Annotated in this window: 17 protein-coding genes; 5 read left to right on the top strand and 12 right to left on the bottom strand. The window is 39.4% G+C overall.

Annotated elements, in window-relative coordinates:
- Nucleotides 1–93: 93 nt before the first annotated feature.
- Nucleotides 94–711 carry a TetR/AcrR family transcriptional regulator gene (locus A7A69_RS01845; RefSeq protein ID WP_152876082.1) on the bottom strand — a complete coding sequence of 206 codons (618 nt, stop codon included), beginning with the start codon at nt 709–711 and terminating at the stop codon, nt 94–96.
- Nucleotides 712–987: 276 nt separating this feature from the next.
- On the opposite strand from A7A69_RS01845, the gene A7A69_RS01840 reads away from it, so the two are divergent.
- Entirely contained in the window at nt 988–2,913 is a 1,926-nt protein-coding gene (locus tag A7A69_RS01840; RefSeq protein ID WP_421721578.1) for an alkyl/aryl-sulfatase, read from the top strand.
- Between the two features lie 71 nt (nt 2,914–2,984).
- On the opposite strand, the gene purB is transcribed toward A7A69_RS01840, so the two are convergent.
- The 8 genes from purB to A7A69_RS01800 form a co-directional block, all read right to left on the bottom strand.
- The gene (gene purB, locus A7A69_RS01835; protein WP_151980531.1) at nt 2,985–4,373 is read right to left on the bottom strand and encodes an adenylosuccinate lyase; all 1,389 of its coding nucleotides are present in this window, start codon (nt 4,371–4,373) and stop codon (nt 2,985–2,987) included.
- Between the two features lie 116 nt (nt 4,374–4,489).
- On the bottom strand, nt 4,490–5,227 hold the full coding sequence (gene hflD, locus A7A69_RS01830) for a high frequency lysogenization protein HflD (RefSeq protein ID WP_152876080.1): 738 nt from the start codon (nt 5,225–5,227) through the stop codon (nt 4,490–4,492).
- Between the two features lie 24 nt (nt 5,228–5,251).
- Entirely contained in the window at nt 5,252–6,385 is a 1,134-nt protein-coding gene (gene mnmA, locus A7A69_RS01825) for a tRNA 2-thiouridine(34) synthase MnmA (protein ID WP_152876079.1), read from the bottom strand.
- A gap of 4 nt (nt 6,386–6,389) precedes the next feature.
- The gene (locus A7A69_RS01820; RefSeq protein WP_152876078.1) at nt 6,390–6,875 is read right to left on the bottom strand and encodes an NUDIX hydrolase; all 486 of its coding nucleotides are present in this window, start codon (nt 6,873–6,875) and stop codon (nt 6,390–6,392) included.
- Between the two features lie 130 nt (nt 6,876–7,005).
- Entirely contained in the window at nt 7,006–7,542 is a 537-nt protein-coding gene (locus tag A7A69_RS01815; protein ID WP_152876077.1) for a gamma carbonic anhydrase family protein, read from the bottom strand.
- Between the two features lie 90 nt (nt 7,543–7,632).
- Complete coding sequence (dacC, locus tag A7A69_RS01810; RefSeq protein ID WP_152876076.1) at nt 7,633–8,781, bottom strand: D-alanyl-D-alanine carboxypeptidase PBP5/6; 1,149 nt, start codon at nt 8,779–8,781, stop codon at nt 7,633–7,635.
- A 113-nt stretch (nt 8,782–8,894) separates the two neighbouring features.
- Complete coding sequence (locus A7A69_RS01805) at nt 8,895–9,296, bottom strand: MCR_0457 family protein (protein WP_151980537.1); 402 nt, start codon at nt 9,294–9,296, stop codon at nt 8,895–8,897.
- Between the two features lie 149 nt (nt 9,297–9,445).
- On the bottom strand, nt 9,446–9,820 hold the full coding sequence (locus A7A69_RS01800) for an MCR_0457 family protein (protein WP_120369632.1): 375 nt from the start codon (nt 9,818–9,820) through the stop codon (nt 9,446–9,448).
- 101 nt (nt 9,821–9,921) lie between these two features.
- Between A7A69_RS01800 and surE the strand changes: the two genes are divergently transcribed.
- The 3 genes from surE to A7A69_RS01785 all read left to right on the top strand — a co-directional run bounded on the left by surE (nt 9,922) and on the right by A7A69_RS01785 (nt 12,721).
- Nucleotides 9,922–10,698, top strand: coding sequence for a 5'/3'-nucleotidase SurE (gene surE, locus A7A69_RS01795; protein ID WP_151980539.1), 777 nt, complete (start codon nt 9,922–9,924; stop codon nt 10,696–10,698).
- A 133-nt stretch (nt 10,699–10,831) separates the two neighbouring features.
- Nucleotides 10,832–11,683 carry a peptidoglycan DD-metalloendopeptidase family protein gene (locus A7A69_RS01790; RefSeq protein ID WP_152876074.1) on the top strand — a complete coding sequence of 284 codons (852 nt, stop codon included), beginning with the start codon at nt 10,832–10,834 and terminating at the stop codon, nt 11,681–11,683.
- A gap of 108 nt (nt 11,684–11,791) precedes the next feature.
- Complete coding sequence (locus tag A7A69_RS01785) at nt 11,792–12,721, top strand: LysR family transcriptional regulator (protein WP_120369635.1); 930 nt, start codon at nt 11,792–11,794, stop codon at nt 12,719–12,721.
- 141 nt (nt 12,722–12,862) lie between these two features.
- Here A7A69_RS01785 and A7A69_RS01780 read toward each other — a convergent pair whose 3' ends face one another.
- Complete coding sequence (locus A7A69_RS01780) at nt 12,863–14,074, bottom strand: aspartate aminotransferase family protein (RefSeq protein WP_152876073.1); 1,212 nt, start codon at nt 14,072–14,074, stop codon at nt 12,863–12,865.
- Nucleotides 14,075–14,234: 160 nt separating this feature from the next.
- On the opposite strand from A7A69_RS01780, the gene grxD reads away from it, so the two are divergent.
- Nucleotides 14,235–14,576 carry a Grx4 family monothiol glutaredoxin gene (gene grxD, locus A7A69_RS01775; protein WP_120369637.1) on the top strand — a complete coding sequence of 114 codons (342 nt, stop codon included), beginning with the start codon at nt 14,235–14,237 and terminating at the stop codon, nt 14,574–14,576.
- 67 nt (nt 14,577–14,643) lie between these two features.
- Here the strand turns inward: grxD and A7A69_RS01770 are convergent, their stop codons facing one another.
- Nucleotides 14,644–15,879, bottom strand: coding sequence for a multifunctional CCA addition/repair protein (locus tag A7A69_RS01770; protein ID WP_152876072.1), 1,236 nt, complete (start codon nt 15,877–15,879; stop codon nt 14,644–14,646).
- A 93-nt stretch (nt 15,880–15,972) separates the two neighbouring features.
- Nucleotides 15,973–18,243, bottom strand: a complete 2,271-nt coding sequence (locus A7A69_RS01765) for an NADP-dependent malic enzyme (protein ID WP_152876071.1) — start codon at nt 18,241–18,243, stop codon at nt 15,973–15,975.
- Nucleotides 18,244–18,291: the final 48 nt, after the last annotated feature.

The raw sequence follows: 18,291 nt of genomic DNA, 5'->3' as shown, positions 1-18,291 counted from the left end.
AATCCATTCGATGTAGCAAGTTATTGCCTAAATACTTTTATAAATCCTACAAAAATATGTTGGGTAAAAATGAATAAAATATATTTCATTTATTTAATATTTTGAATCAATCTTAAATGTTATACCTCCCTCAATATAATCAATAAGATACTTGGAGATTAATTTACGATCTTTAATATCTGTGGCCCAATATTGTTCAAGTCCAACATCACTAATCACGTTTAAAATAATGTTAAATGTGAAAAGCACTTTGAGATCTATTGCATCTTTATTTGCATCAGGAAACGCATAACTCAATAGTTCAGTTGCAATTTCAGCAATAGGTGCTAATTCTTTTGCAACCATCTTTCGACCTTCTTCACCTGTACTAATCATTCGCGAAAAAAACTTAAGATATTGAAGGCCATTTTCAAGCAGCAAAATATTAACCATAGGTTTGTACATTGCTTGGACGATGTCTTTTGGATCAATACAGTTTTTGGGAATTTTATTCAGTTCTTTCAAGCTCTCCTCAGCATAGGGCTTTAAAACGTAACTAAGAGCGGCCTCTAATAAGCCCCATTTCGATTTAAAGTGGTAATACAGTGCAGATTTATTTGAAACGCCCGCCAAGTCATTGATGTGTTGAACAGAAAGGCGAGCCGCATCATTTTGTGAAAACAAAAGGATAGCTGCTTCTATAAGTTTCAATTGTGTTTCACTGTATTTCATTGTGAAGTACAACGTGGATGTAAAGTTGTTGACAACATTAATCCAACTAGATTAATGTTGTCAACATATCTAATACAAAAGTATTTAAACGATGAATTTTGGATAAATTTATATCTAAAATTTTCATCAAGTTAGAATAAATGTGAAACTTAAATATTTTTGTTTAGATGAGAAAACTAAGATTTTTTAATGACGGAACAGGGTTTTATTAAGAAAGGGAAATATTAAATGCAAAAAAAAAGCAATTTTTATCAAAAAAGAATTTTAATTATATCGATGATAATGTCGATTATCTCTCCACTCACATTGGCTGAAAATTTTAAAGTTGAAAAAACAACTTTGAATATGCAAAAGCAAACTTCTGAAAAGTATGATTTAACCAATACTCAAGAATTAAATAATGCGACTAGAGGTTTTATTGCAAAACCTATAGGTCAGATTAAAGATGAACAAGGAAATATTGTTTGGGATTTTGAGAGTTTTAATTTTGTGCAGGGTAATGCCCCAGATACTGTCAACCCAAGTTTATGGCGTCAGGCTATTTTAAATAATCAAATCGGACTGTTTAAAGTAAGCGATGGGATTTGGCAAATTCGTGGTTTTGATCTTGCCAATATTACACTTATTGAAGGGAAAACAGGCTGGATTGTTGTTGATACACTGACTTCAAAAGAAACTGCTGAAGCTGCTATGAAATTTGCACGTCAGCATTTAGGCAATAAACCTGTTTCTGCGATTATCTTTACCCATAGTCATATTGACCATTTTGGCGGTGCTTTGGGAGTCTTGTCAGAAGAAGATGTAAAAAAACAGCATATTCCTGTGATTGCACCCATTGGATTTATGGAAGAAGCGACCAGTGAAAATTTAATGGTTGGTCCAGCAATGGGACGACGAGCAAATTATATGTATGGTCGATCTTTACCTAGAAATGAAACGGGTTTAGTTGATAATGGCTTGGGTAAAGCGGTTTCTACAGGGCATATTGGGATTTTAGAACCCAATAAATTGATCACTCAGCCTGTTCAACCCATGACAGTGGATGGTGTGGATTTTATTTTTTATAACGTACCTAATTCAGAGGCTCCAGCAGAACTGACCTTTTATTTACCAAAGCAAAAAGCGTATGGTGGTGCAGAAATTTTGACTCATACTTTGCATAATTTATATACCTTGAGAGGTGCGAAAGTCAGGGATACTTTAAAATGGGTGAGTTATTTGGATCAATCGCTTGAACAAGCGAAAGATGCCGACGTTTTCTTTGCTCAGCATCATTGGCCAGTCTGGGGTAATGAAAACATTAAACAGTTTATAACAGTACAACGCGACAGCTATAAATATATTCATGATCAAACGGTGCGCATGATTAATGCAGGTCTGACTGGAAGTGAAATTGCAGAAAATCTTAAATTGCCTCCGCAGTTGGATCAATATTTAAATGTGCATGGCTATTATGGAACCGTTAAACATAATGCAAGAGCAGTTTATCAGTATTATATGGGATGGTTTGATGCTAATCCTGCCAATTTAGATAACCTTCCTGTGCAACAAGCAGCTCAAGGATATGTTGAATTAGCAGGGGGGCAAGATAAAGTAATTGCATCTGCACAAAAAGCGTATGATCAAGGAAATTATCGTTGGGCGGCAGAATTGCTCAAACATGTGCTTTATGTAAATGCCAACAATAAACAAGCAAAAGATTTACAGACGAAAGTTTTTACTCAATTGGGCTATATGTCAGAAGCTTCAACATGGCGAAATTTTTACTTAACAGGTGCGCAAGAATTACAAACTGGTACGCCAAAGAAAGGAGTCACTTCGCTCGTTTTATTGGATATGTTACAGCATACCCCAGTTGAGCGTTTTCTCGAATCGATGGCGGCGAGTTTGAATGCTGAGCGTGCGCAAGATGTCAATTTAACCATGAATTTAATCTTTTCAGATTTAAATCAGGTCTATGAAATTAAAGTCAATCATGCAGTTATGAATTTTAAGGAAGTAAAGCAACCAGTAGCTAATGCAGATGTCAATTTAACGCTTACAAAGCCTTTCTTTTTAAAAATGATGACAGGGCAAAGTGGTGCACTTGATTTGATGTTTTCTAAAGATACTCAAATTCAGGGTAATCGCTTAACGCTAAGGAAGTTTTTTTCTTTATTTGATAAGGCAAATGGGACATTTCCTATCGTGACCAGAAATTAAGTTCCGTATTTAAACGTTGAGAAATAAAAACGGAACCAGTTTAAATGGTTCCGTTCTTTAACCGATATTGATTAAAGCTTATTAATCAAATCGTTAATTTGTTTCGCTTGTTCTGCTGCATTACCTGTATAAGTTGCAGGAGTTAGCTCAGCAAGACGAGCGCGTTCATCGGCTGGAACTTGCGCAAGTTCGTTACCATTGACGAAGTTGACCATCATGTCACGTGTCATCGCTTGACCACGAGTTAATGCTTTTAGTTTTTCGTATGGTTTTTCAACATTGTAGCGGCGCATCACAGTTTGAATTGGTTCAGCCAGAACTTCTTGAGCTTGGTTTAAATCTTCATTTAAACGATTTGCATTTAACTCAAGTTTACCAATCCCTTTTAAGCAAGCATCAAAGGCAATCAAGCTTTGTGCAAAACCAACACCCATGTTACGAAGAACAGTAGAGTCGGTTAAATCACGCTGCCAACGCGAAACAGGGAGTTTCTCACCTAAATGACCGAGTACTGCATTGGCAATACCTAAGTTACCTTCAGAGTTTTCAAAATCAATCGGATTGACTTTATGTGGCATGGTTGAAGAACCCACTTCACCATCTTTTAATTTTTGCTTGAAATAGCCAAGCGAAATATAGCCCCAGACATCGCGGTTAAAATCGATCAAAATCGTATTATAACGACGTAGTGCATCAAACAATTCAGCCATATAGTCATGTGGCTCAATTTGCGTAGTGTATGGGTTAAATGCCAAACCTAAAGACTCAACAAATGCTTGAGAATGTGCCGCCCAGTCAATCTCTGGATAAGCAGAAAGATGTGCGTTGTAGTTACCTACGGCACCATTGATCTTGCCAAGTAACTCAACATTTTCGAACTGTTTGATTTGACGAGCCAAACGATAGGCTACGTTTGCCATTTCTTTACCCAACGTGGTTGGGCTTGCAGTTTGACCATGTGTACGAGATAACATAGGTTGTTCAGCATGAGTTGTTGCTAGCGAAGCAATCGCATTTAAAATTTGCTTCATACTCGCCACTAAAACTTCACGACCATTTTTAAGCATTAAAGCATGAGACAAGTTATTGATGTCTTCAGATGTACAGGCAAAGTGAATAAATTCACCTGCATCTTTTAGTTCATCAATATTGGCAATTTTTTCTTTCAGAAAATATTCAACCGCTTTGACATCGTGATTAGTGGTACGTTCGATCTCTTTAATACGGTTAGCATCATCTTCAGAGAAATGACTTACAATAGCATCTAAAGCAGCATTGGTTTCATTTGAGAAAGGTGCAACTTCAATGATTTCAGGATGGTTCGCAAGCGCTTGTAACCAACGCACTTCAACAGTCACACGAGCATGAATTAAACCAAACTCAGAAAGATAGGGACGTAGAGCATCACATTTGCTTGCATAACGTCCGTCAAGTGGCGAGAGTGCGGTGAGCGCGTTCATACAGGTTCCTTAAAATTAAATTTCCCCTTGAAGACGTTTGAGTTTTTCCACAGGGGACCTTGCGGAGCAGTGCTCCTCAGGTGGGGTTTAAATATAAAATGAAATTCGTTGCAGCATCAGAGTTCTACCATTTGATACTGTAAACGAGCGAGAGTTTGAATGTCTTGTAGCAATTTACGTTTGCTAAAAATCATATTCCATGAGCTACCACCTAACTGCCGCCAAAGATGCGCCATTTGTAATCCAGTAAATAAACAGGCTCGGATACGGTTGGTGTGATTGCTATCTTTGAAAGCCTCAGCATTGCCGCGAACCATGATGCGCGGATTAATCTGACCCGCTGTTTCGACATAAGTTTGAGCAAGGTTGGCAATAATACTCGGATGCAAATAGTTGTTATCGAAAAATGACAATTGCTTTAAAATTTTTTGCTGTGATTTTTCAATAATTTCAACATATTCTGGATTTTTATATACTTTTTTTTCAAGTTGCAGCAGTGCCATGGCATAAGTCATAGGAAGCTTGGCATTTGAAAGTTTAGGTAAACGAGATTTGGGGGAGCTTGTAAAAGGTTGAGTAATACTACTTTCGAGCGTTTTTAAACCCAGTGAAATATCGGCAAGCTGATGAAAAAAATCCAAGGTTTGGGTACTGGAATTCATAGCAGGGCGTATATTTAGACAGGCTTTAATCAGTTGTTCAAAATAAAAGTTCCCACTTTCACCAATACTTTGTTGACCTGTCATCGCAGTCATGTGTGTCAGCTGCGCGGCCTGAAAGACACCCGCAAGCGCTAATGCACGGTTTTGACGTACATTGAGTGCTTGAGGCTGTTGAAAAGGGGTGTCAACCATGCCTAAGATTCCTTTAAATATACTTTAAATAAAATCGGGTTTTGGTGCATTGGTGCTTAAAATTACACCACCACCTAGACAAATTTCATCGTCGTAAAATACAACGCTTTGTCCCGGTGTTACTGCACGTTGTTGTTGATCAAACTCAACACGGATACCATTTTCAACGCTTTCATCACGGTAAATTGTACACGCTTGATCAGGTTGACGATAACGGGTTTTTGCTGTGCATCGGAAACCCGTATCTGGGATTTTTTGTTCGCCTGCAACCCAGTCAATCGACTCACTCCACAATTGTGTGCTTTGCATAAGGGGGTGTTCATGCCCTTGACCAATCACCAGTCGATTATTGGCAATATCTTTATGCAGTACAAACCAAGCACCTTCAGGCGCATTTTTAAGACCGCCTAAACCGATACCGCCACGTTGACCCAGCGTATAGTACATTAAGCCGTGATGTTCACCAACCTCTTGACCATTATCCAAAACAATTTGTCCAGGTTGTGCAGGTAAATATTGTTTGAGAAAATCATTAAAGCGACGTTCACCAATAAAACAAATACCAGTCGAGTCTTTTTTCTTGGCTGTAGCTAAATGGAGTTGTTCCGCGATTTTACGGACTTCTGGTTTTTCAATTTCGCCTACAGGAAATAAGGTTTTATTAATTTCACGACCATGAACCGCATGCAGAAAATAGGTCTGATCTTTATTGTTGTCGACACCACGTAACAATGGCGCGTAGCTTTCACCACGTGAATTTTCCGCACTTGCACCACGACGTGCATAGTGACCAGTGGCAATAAAGTCTGCGCCTAAGGTCATCGCATGATCTAAAAATGCTCGGAATTTAATTTCCTTATTACATAAAATATCTGGGTTAGGAGTACGACCCGCCGCATATTCAGCTAAGAAATGCTCAAATACACGATCCCAATATTCCATTGCAAAATTGGCAGTATGTAGCTTAATACCAATTTTATCGGCAACTGCTTGGGCATCAGCTAAATCTTCTAGTGCTGTACAGTATTCCGTTCCATCATCTTCTTCCCAGTTTTTCATGAAAAGACCTTCAACTTGATATCCTTGTTGAAGTAAAAGTGCAGCGGAAACCGATGAATCGACTCCACCAGACATCCCGACGATGACGCGTTGTGACATAGGATTAAGCATCCAGATTTGAAGTGAAAGAGGGAGAGTGGTGCTCATAAATAAGCGATAAAGGATAACGCTGACCGCTTAAAGCATCTTGAATGGCTTTGGTGACTAAAGGACTACGTGCGCGAGCTGTTTCCTGCAATTCATCCAGATTCATCCAGACAGCGCGGACAATACCTGTATCTAATGTTGCATTTAGGTCAACATTGACACTATGCGCTAAAAAGCAAAAACGGTAATAGGTGCGATCTGGAAACATCGGTGGGGTATAGGTATAAATACCAATTAAGGCATCAATTTCGACCGTATGACCCGTTTCTTCCAGTGTTTCACGAATCGCAGCTTGTATCAGGGTTTCACCACATTCGACATGACCTGCTGGCTGGTTGAATACGGTATGGGTCACGCCTTCGGTATGTTCTTCAACAAATAGAAAACGACCATCTTTTTCAACAACTGTGGCAACGGTAACGTGCGGTGTCCAAGCGGTCATAAAAAGCACCCTGATTTAAAAGCAGTATGATACAAAATTTGAAGCGTGGTGGCTAGGCTGCATGAGTTATTGATGGTATCTTCGAGATCAATAAAAATGTAGATTGATCTTGCTTGGTTTCAAGCAATTATCATTCATTTAAATAATTATCCTTCACCTTCACATAATTCTGTGCTGAATAAGGTAAAAAGGCTTTTTCCTTATCCGTTAAAGGGCGCACTTTCTGAACAGGACTTCCGACATATAAGTATCCGCTTTCTAAAACCTTACGCGGTGGAACCAAACTACCCGCACCAATCATCACATCATCTTCAACAATGACATCGTCTAAAATCACGGTATTGATACCAATCAAAACACGATTGCCAATGGTGCAGCCATGCAATGTAACATGATGACCAATGGTGACATCTTCACCAATAATTAAAGGAAAGCCTTCAGGTTTTGCAGTCTGCTTATGGGTTACATGCAACATGGAATGATCTTGTACATTGCTGTTTTTACCAATGCGAATATGATTAACATCACCACGAATCACGGCAAAAGGCCAAATCGAAACATTCTCGGCCAACTGAACATCACCAATCACCACTGACATTTCATCAATATAACAACTGTCATCAATTTGCGGATAATGATCTAAATAAGGGCGGATGTTTTTGGTCATGACTGGCTTCAAAATTAAATATGATGAAATTATAAAATAAAAAAGCATTCAAACTAAATCGCCTGAATGCTCAATTTACTGTTTTAAAAATTAAAATAAGTTACTAAAAAACATCTTGATATGATCGATCATACGAGCGAAAAAGCCAGCTTCTTCTACAGGTTTCAAAGCAACAAGTGGTTTTTCTGAAATTACTTTACCATCAAGGCTTGCGACCAATTTACCTACGACCTGACCTTTCGCTAAAGGTGCATTAAGTTTAGGTTGAATCACCAGTTGAGTTTTGATGTTATCCGCTTGACCTTTAGGCATAGTAACACTGAAGTTCTCTGCCAAACCAATTTGGACTTCGTCTTCCTTACCAAACCAGACTTTAGCTTTAGCTAAAACTTGATTTGCAGGTTGAACATTGACTGTTTCAAAGTTAGCAAAACCCCAAGCCAATAAAGTACGTGTTTGAGAGGCACGTTCATTCATGCTTGGTGTACCAAAAATCACCGAGATCAAACGCATAGGGCCGCGTTTGCTTGATGTGGTCATACAGTAGCCAGCTTCATTGGTATGACCTGTTTTTAAACCATCTACACTTGGATCTGTATAGAGCAGGGCATTACGGTTGCCTTGTTTGATCCCATTAAAAGTAAATTCTTTTTCAGAATAAATTGGGTAATATTTTGAGCTATCTTTGATAATATGCTGTGCAAGAAGTGCCATATCTTTTGCAGAAGAATAATGACCTTCAGCAGGCATGCCTGTTGAATTGACGAAATGAGTGTTGGTCATGCCAATACGTTTGGCTTCCTGATTCATCATATGGGCAAATGTGCCTTCATTGCCTGCAATATGTTCAGCCATTGCAACAGAAGCATCGTTACCAGATTGCACAATAATGCCACGTAACATTTCAAGCGCGGTTGCTGTGCCATTTAAAGGAACATACATGCATGATTCCGCACTACTGCCACGACACCATGCTGACTCGTTCATACGAACGCTTTCATTTTCAGTCAGGTCACCCTTTAAAAGTTTCTGCTCAATGATGTAACTGGTCATCATTTTTGTCATTGAGGCGGGTGCAAGATGTTCATTTTCATTCTTCGATGCGAGAATTTGCCCAGTCTCATAATCCATTAATACATAAGATTTATTATTTAATTCTGGGGGTGAAGATAAAACAGTTGCTGCATAAGAAAATGAGGGTAAAAGTATGAGTGCAGCAAGGGTGCTTTTTTGAATCATTCTAGGCGTTCCGATAACTTGTGTGAAGCAGACGAGCCTAGCATTTTAGGATAAAGCTAAGCCGACTTCTACGTCAAAAGTCGGCTTATTTCATACATATTGTAAATAATCAGTTATTTCGAATAATAATTACGGACATCATCGCAAATTTGACGATTATCGTCATCAGATGCTTTTTTTGCATCCGCACGAGCTTCTTTTAAAGCAGGTTGAAAATCTTTGGATTTAGCGCGTTTGTTTAGCGCTTCAACTGCATTTGGTTCATTGTTTAGATACGCTTTTACCAAATTTTCGTAAGCTTTATTAAATTTTAAATCTTTACCAATCAGGCTTGGACATACCTCAGAAAGCACATAAATTGCAGCCAGTTCTTGAGGCGTAACATTTTCGGAAGTTGGAGTCACTTCGATTTTTTCTGATTCAGCTTTGTTGTCTTTTGCAAATGCGGTTGTGGCAAAAGTGGTCGTTGCAAGTAGAAATGATAATCCCACTATTTTAAACACATTTTTCTTCATAAAAACTCAAACTCAAAATAAGACTTAAAGAATTTGAACTACTTATAGCATAGAAATATTTTAAAATTGTATCTTTGCTGTAGGGCTTATGCAGTTATGAGGTTCTAAATATGCACAATTTAGAACCAAAGAAAGCGATCAAACAGCATTTATTCTTGAAAATCTAATACATCTTCACAGACAGTTTTTTGTTCATCTGTAGGGGTTTCTTTGAGGGTCTTATGCGCTTCAGCAAGTAATGCTTTATATTCAGCATCATTTTGTAGTGCTGCAAAAGTCATGCTCTGACCAGAATATTGCTTTAAGTTCATTTGAATCAATTTTTGAATATTTTGTTCAAAGTTGGCTTTCTGCCCCATAAGCGCAGGACAAACTTCGCTTAAAACTTGTGTTCCAGCGATATCCTCTTTCACTAAAGTGTTGCGTTCTGCCTGAGTTAAGCTCTCATTTGCAAAAGTCACATGATTAAATGTGATTGCCATTACCGTAAATAAACAAAAGCGAGATATAAATAACGTTCTCATGATTTCACAAAATTATTGATGAATTAAGTGGCTAAATATATATAATTCAATGAATATTTCAATTGAATAACCTCATCAGTCATTTATCGAGATCGTGTTTTGTGAATATTCTTATAGCCAACGATGATGGTGTATTTGCACCAGGCATTCAGGCGCTTGCTCAAGCTTTAAAACCTTTAGGTCGTGTTGTTGTGGTTGCTCCAGAAAGTGAACGAAGTGGATTTTCCAGTGCGTTGACGTTAGATCGCCCTTTACGCCCAATTCCTATTGCACCAGATGTTTGGGCAGTTAATGGTACACCTGCGGATTGTGTTTATCTGTCCATGAATGGATTATTTGATTTTGAATTTGATCTAGTGGTAAGTGGCATCAATAGTGGCGCAAATTTGGGGGATGATGTGTTGTATTCAGGTACAGTGGGTGCAGCATTCGAAGGTCGCTTAATGAAGCAGCCCGCGATTGCAGTGTCATTGGCAGGAAGTAATGTACGTTCTTATGAACATGCAGATGACTATGCAACAGCTGCTAAATGGGTACATGATTTTATTGCACGAGGTTTGCCGAGTTTGCCACCGCGTCATATTTTGAATATTAATATTCCAGATGTTGCAGAGCTTCAAGGCGAAAAAGTGACATATCAGGGACTTCGTGCACAATCCAAACCGATAACCAGTCATGTCGATCCGCGTGGCCGTCAAGTATATTGGATTGGACTTGCTGGTGAAGCCGTGACAGATCCAAAAAGGACGCCGAGTCACGCCCAGTCCGATTTTTTTGCAGTCGCCAATGGTTACGTCAGCATCACTCCCATTCAGATGGATGCAACCAATTATGATGTGCTAGAAGATTTACAAGAGGTGCTTTCTTCACGTATTTGACAAAATATATCGTTAGGCTAGGTCTAATGTTATAACTTTGTGAAAAAAAGGACGATGAACGTGCGTGTTCGTCCTTTTTTGGTACTCTTAGCGCAAATGTCTGTTGTTTTATATTGATGAGAGAGGGTGATCGATGCCATTGCTTCGACATGAAAGTGAAATCGCGTTTATTTCAGGCCATAAATTTCTAAAAACAATAATGATATCTGTGGCGGTGGTTTCCGCACTTGCAATAACGGGTTGTGCTTCAAGACCACAAGTTTCCAATTCTACACGTGTCTTGAATTCGCCAGATTATTATACGGTACGTTCGGGAGATACTTTGAGTGGAATTGCTGCTCGGTATGGATTGAACTATATGAATGTGGCTGAATTAAATGATATTGCCCCACCGTATCGCATTTATGTAAACCAATCTTTACGTCTAAAAGGTTCTGCAACTAAACGCACAACGACGACACAAGCGATTACACAAACGGCTCCAATACAACGTCAAACGATTGCATTACCGACAACACCAACCACCACAACAACTCAGACCGCACCGCGTCCAGCTGCTCAACCTGTTGCACCAGTAACATCAGCACCTGTTATTACGACAGCACCTACAGCAACAAGTTTGCGATGGGTTAAACCATCGTCAGGCCCAATTATCCAGCAGTTTAATTTGGCAGGCAATGTAAAAGGCTTACGCTATGGTGGAAATGTAGGTGATCCTATCTATGCTGCTGCAAATGGACAGGTGGTCTATGCCGCTGATGGGCTTAAGGAATATGGTAATTTGGTGCTGATTAAGCACATAAACGGCTACATTACAGCCTATGCCCATAACAGCAAAATGTTCGTAAAAAGTGGCGATAATGTCACGGCAGGGCAAAAAATTGCGGAAATGGGCTCATCTGGCGCAAATAGTGTGATGCTTGAGTTTCAAATTCGTTTAGATGGTAAACCAATTAACCCTGCAAATATAATTCCTGTGAACTGATTGGAAATTTAAATTAAATAATGCAAAACATAGATTTCTCCGTATAATACAAAGAGTTGCTTTTATCAAATAGTGATAATTGCATCTCATAAGTTTAGAGGGAAATTTATGTTAGATCAACTTCGAGCAATGGGAGTGTTTGCTTGTGTTGTAGAGAAAAGTTCGTTTAGTGGTGCTGCCCGTGATCTGGGTATTACCACCAGTGCAGTGAGTCAACAGATTCGGTCTCTAGAACAGGACATGGAGGTTACACTTCTACACCGTTCTACCCGTAAACTAAGCTTAACTGAAGCTGGACAGGCTTTTTTCCACAGTTGCCAGGAAATGCTTGCTGCTGCGGAACGTGGTAAAATTCGTATTAACGAATTGCGAGATGATTTGGTTGGAGAGCTGCGTATTGCAACAACTCCCGAATTAGGCGCTTTACATATCGTTCCTGCTTTATCACACTGGATGTCTGCGCATCGTGGATTATCTGTAAATTTTGAAGCTGATCATCGATATATTGATCTTATCGAAGGGCGTATTGATATTGCTATTCGTATGAGTCCAAAAATCGAAGATCAAAATTTGACAATTATTCCGATGGCAAGAGTCGATCAGGTATTGGTTGCTTCGCCGAGCTATTTGAATCAATCAGCCCCCATTTCGCGTCCTGAAGATTTAAAGAATCATGATCTGATTCCAGTGAATCTAATGAATAATTACCAACATTTTTCATTTCAGCATGCAACAAATGGTGAGTCTGCAAATATTGAGATGAAAACTCGCTTACAAACGAATAATGTTTTTGTCGCCAAATCTTTATGTCAGCAAGGGCACGGTTTAACCAGAATTTTATACTTGGATGCACAAAAAGAGTTAGTCAATGGCTCTTTGGTGGAAGTGTTACCAGAATGGAATTTACCCGCTTTTACACTTTATGCGATTACATCTAAACGCGAACAGCAGCCGATGAAGATCCATCGTTGTCTGGATGCTTTAAAGCAGTATTTTAGTCAGTTACCAGGCGGTCGAACTTTTCAAGAAGCCTCTTAAAGCTTGAGGCTGTTTTAGATTGAATGCAATATCTGATATAAAAATCGAGTTATGCCAATAGCTCGATTTTTTATTTTTTAAAGTAAATAAAAAAGCCACAACATGATTGTGGCTTTCAAACAGACGCTTTTAACTTAAAACTTAAGCTAAAAATTGCTTAATCGCAGGAACTAAACGCGATAATAAATCATCTGCTTGTTCCTGAGTCATATTTAATGGTGGAAGTAAACGTACCACAGAACCAGCTGTGACATTGACAATCAGTTTATATTCATCGCGTGCAATTGCAACGATTTCAGCACATGGCTTTGGTAATTCAATACCAATCATCATTCCGAAACCACGAACTTCGATATTTAAACCAGATAACTGTTCACGCAATTGCGCAACAATATAACTGCCAATTTTTGCAGCATTTTCAACGGCATTTTCTTTTTGAAGGGTGTCAATCACCGTATAGACCACGCGTGAACCAAGCACCGTACCGCCATAAGTAGAACCATGACTACCTTGACCGAGTATACCAACGGCTTTTGCTTGGGTCATGACAGCACCAACAGGAAAACCGTTCCCCAAACCTTTAGCAGTGGTTAAAACATCTGGAATAATATTGGTATGTTGGTAGGCAAAATATTTGCCTGTACGACCATTTCCCGTCTGGATTTCATCTAGCATCATGAGCCAGTTATGCTGATTGCATAAAGCACGAACATCTTCGAGATAACTAAAGCCTTGTGGGGCAGTGTTAATCCCACCTTCACCTTGAATCGGCTCAATCAAAATAGCGACAATATCAGGGTGTTGTAAGGCTACTTCTTGTAATGCTTCCAAGTCCCCAAAAGGCACACGAATGAAACCTTCAACTAAAGGAAAAAAACCTTCCTGAACTTTACTGTTACCTGTCGCAGACAAAGTCGCTAGCGTTCGACCATGAAAAGATTTTTCAGCAACGACAATTTTTGGATTTTGAATACCTTGTTGGCTGGCGTATTTACGTGCAATTTTAATTGCGCCTTCATTGGCCTCAGCTCCGCTATTAGAAAAGAAAATTTCTTGCATGCCTGAAACTTCAGCCAATTTTTGTGCAGCAGCAGTTTGCCAAGGTATTTCAAACAAATTACTGGTATGAATTAAGGTTGCTGCTTGTTCTGCAATTGCTTGTGCAATCACAGGATGTGCATGACCTAGACCACACACAGCAATACCCGTTAAAGCATCCAGATATTCAGTACCATCTTCTGTATAAAGATAAGAACCTCGTCCTCGTACAAAACTGATCGCTTGACGGCCATAAGTTGCCATCAAATGAGAAGGTTGATCAGATTGTACAGGAGCGAGAGTAATGTGATTCATAACGAACTCTTATCTGTTGAATTAAATGAGAGTGTTTATATAAGCAAAAACGACCACAGAATGAAAGAGCTAAACGAAATTAAAATAGAATTATGATGATCGATAACAACAACAGGGCGGTTTTAGGTATAATACAGACAGAATAGTTGAGGATTTATCTATGACTGAACAAGCACGTGACACCGAAGCACTGATTCGTGATCAAATTGCCAAACACTCGGTTTTACTTTATATGAAAGGCACGCCACAGTTTCCACAATGTGGTTTCTCTGCGCGTGCAGTTGAAGCACTCAGTCAAATCGGTCGTCCATTTGCCTATGTGAATATTCTGGAAAATCCAGATATTCGTGCAACACTTCCACAAATTGCCAACTGGCCAACTTTCCCTCAGCTTTGGGTAAATGGTGAACTAGTCGGCGGTAGCGATATTATGTTGGAAATGTTCCAAAATGGTGAATTAAAACCTTTAGTTGAGCAATATAGCCCTGCGCCAGAAGCTTAATTGAAGTGATTAATAAAAAAACCTGAGATTTTTCTCAGGTTTTTTTTGGGGATTCAAAAGTGTTTAATCAGGCTTTGCTTTCATAAAGCTGCTTTAAATGAGCCAATGCATCAATACGATATTGAATTAGCATTTCACCAATTTCAGCACCTTGGATATTTTCTGGTAAATCTGATGCTTTGATTGAACGTACGATATGTATCGCTTTACGCATATATTCTGCTTGAGGGTATTCTCTGTTTTCTAGGCCTAATCGTCCACGCGCGTCACATTCGCACGCTTGAATAAAAGCTTCAACACGTTCTGGTCGCCTTAAAACATCTAGACGTTGTAATAAACGCCATAAAGTTCCAGGCTTTAAAGTCATAGCTTGATGACATTTTAAATGTTCTTTACATACAGAAACGGCTAATTGTTTAAGCAGCGTTGGAACTTTCAAGCGGTCTGATAAGTTTTGTACAGGTACAACCCCGCGTTCTTCATGCATGATATGACGTGGAAGTTCTTCTGGCGGTGTAAGTGCTTTGCCCAAATCATGTACCAATACAGCGTAACGTACATCAAGTGAATAATTGGCATTACAAGCCTGTTGTAAAGCCATTAGAGTATGTATTCCGCAGTCAATTTCGGGATGATATTCAGGGCGCTGTGGCACACCAAATAAAGCATCAATTTCTGGAAACAAAACTTTTAGCGCGCCACATTGATGCAAAACTTCAAAATAAACATTTGCATGAGTTTCCATCAAGGCTCTAGATGTTTCTTTCCAAACGCGCTCGGGTGTGAGCGCATCTAACTCTCCCGATTCACTTAATTTTTGCATTAAGTTTAATGTTTCTGGTGCGATGGTGAAACCATATTGGAAATAACGTGCTGCAAATCTTGCTACGCGTAGAACTCGAAGAGGATCTTCTAAAAAGGCATCTGACACATGGCGTAGAGTTTTCATTTCCAGATCTTTACGTCCACCATAAGGATCATAAATTTCGCCAGAATCTTCATCCATCGCAATCGCATTAATCGTGAGATCACGTCGAATTAAATCATCTTCAAGGGTGACGTCTGGGGCTGTATAAAATTGAAAACCGTGATAACCCACACCAGATTTACGTTCGGTACGTGCAAGTGCGTACTCATCTTTGGTTTCAGGATGTAAAAATACAGGAAAATCTTTACCAACGGGTTGATAACCCTGATCAAGCAGCAGTTGTGGCGTCGCTCCAACCACGACATAATCTTTTTCGTGATAGGGATGCCCAAGTAAATAATCTCGTACAGCACCGCCTACTAAATAAACATGCATGAAAAAACCTCTGTTCTTAAGCTCATCATGCTACAGAACAGAGGTTTTCTCAAGTCACAAAGTTATGCTTTTCTAATCTCTTGAGTTTAAAGATTAGCCGCCACTTTGTTGAATTTCAGCAACTGTAAGTGCCGTCATATTCAGAACTCGACGTGTCGTTGCTGTCGGTGTAAGGATATGAACAGGTTTAGCAGCACCCAGTAAAATAGGGCCAATCGTGACATTATTTCCTGAAGTTGCTTTAAGTAGGTTGAATGAGATATTCGCAGCATCTAGATTCGGCATAATCAACAAGTTGGCTGATCCTTTGAAACGCGAATTTGGGAATGCAAAATGGCGAATGCTTTCGTCAAGTGCAGCATCACCATGCATTTCACCTTCAACTTCAAGCTCAGGCGCGCGTTCAGAAAGTAAACGATAAACTTCACGCATTTTTTTCGCACTAGGATCATTCTGGTCGCTACCAAAACTTGAGTGAGAAAGCAGGGCGATTCGTGGCGTAATACCAAAACGTCGAACTTCTTCGGCAGCCATAATGGTCATATCAACCAATTGTTCTGCGGTTGGATTGGTGTTGACATATGTATCAGCAATAAACAAATTACGATCTTCAAGCATTAGCGCATTCAACGTAAAGAAGTTATTTACACCTTCTTTAAGTCCAATCACATTGCTTACAAAATCTAGGTGAATGTCATAACTACTATATGTACCACAAAGCATACCATCTGCTTTACCAAATTTAACAAGCAACGCTGCAATTAATGTCGAACGACGACGCGCTTCACGTTGAGCATATTCTTCGGTTACGCCTTTACGCTGCATAATTTGGTGATAATCTTTCCAGAACTCTTCGTAGAGCGGATTTTTCTCTTGGTCAACAATCTCAATATTGTTGCCATGTTCTAAACGTAGCCCCAATTTTTTGATATTGGCTTCGATTACTGCTGTACGACCAACTAAAATTGGAAAAGCAATGCCTTCATCTACTGCAATCTGTGCAGTACGAAGTACACGCTGATCTTCACCTTCGGCATATACAATACGTTTAGGATCAGTTTTGGCTTGTGAGAAAATCGGTTTCATCATAAACGCCGAGTTATAAACAAACTCAGACAGTTTTTGACGATATGCTGCAAAGTCTTCGATTGGACGAGTTGCAACACCTGAATCCATGGCTGCTTTTGCAACAGCAGGTGCAATTTCAAGAATCAAACGTTGATCCAATGGACGCGGAATTAGGTAATCACGACCAAATGAAGCAGATTTTTCACCATAGGTCGCTGCATCTGCTTCTACATGTGCCATACGTGCAATGGCATGCACACAAGCAATTTTCATTTCTTCATTAATTGTCGTTGCACCAACATCCAATGCACCACGGAAGATATATGGGAAGCAAAGTGCATTATTAACTTGGTTTGGATAGTCTGAACGACCAGTCGCCATAATGACATCAGGGCGAACTTCGTGCGCATGTTCTGGCAAAATTTCAGGATCTGGATTTGCCAATGCAAAAATGATTGGATTAGTTGCCATTTCCTTCACCATTTCTTTGGTCAGAATACCTGCCGCAGAAAGACCAAGGAACATATCCGCACCTGCCATTACTTCATGAAGTTTGGTTTGTGGAATATCTTGAACATAACGTTTTTTAGAGTCATCAAGACCTTCGCGAGAAGTAGTTAAAAGACCACGAGAGTCAGCGACGGTAATGTTTTCTTTACTCACACCAAGTGCGCATAATAAATCAAGACAAGATAATGCTGCGGCACCTGCACCAGATGCTACAATTTTAATGTCTTCGATTTTTTTGTTGACCAGTTGCAGTGCATTTAATAATGCTGAACCCACAATAATACTGGTTCCGTGTTGGTCATCATGGAACACAGGAATATTCATGCGTTCACGAAGTTTTTTCTCGATATAAAAGCATTCTGGGGCTTTGATATCTTCGAGGTTAATACCGCCAAAAGTAGGTTCTAAAGCAGCAACAATGTCCACAATTTTATCTGGATCATTTTCTGCAATTTCAATATCAAAAACGTCTACGCCCGCAAATTTTTTAAAGAGAACGCCTTTACCTTCCATAACAGGCTTAGATGCCAAAGGTCCAATATTGCCTAGACCTAAAACCGCCGTACCATTACTGACCACTGCGACCAGATTTCCGCGAGCAGTATATTTTGCCGCTGTAGAAGGATCGCGTTCAATCTCTAAACATGGAGCTGCAACGCCTGGAGAATAAGCAAGGGCCAAGTCATGCTGATTGACAAGTTGCTTGCTTGGCGTAACGCTGATTTTCCCTGGAGTAGGATGTTCATGATAATACAAAGCAGCCTGTTTTAATGATTGATCGTCCATCTGAATCTCGATTCTTACAAGAGTTAACTATTGAATGCTTGGGTGTAA

This window comes from Acinetobacter guerrae (genome assembly GCF_009372255.1).
GTDB classification, from domain to species: domain Bacteria; phylum Pseudomonadota; class Gammaproteobacteria; order Pseudomonadales; family Moraxellaceae; genus Acinetobacter; species Acinetobacter guerrae.
This window is presented reverse-complemented; position numbering and strand designations above follow the sequence as displayed.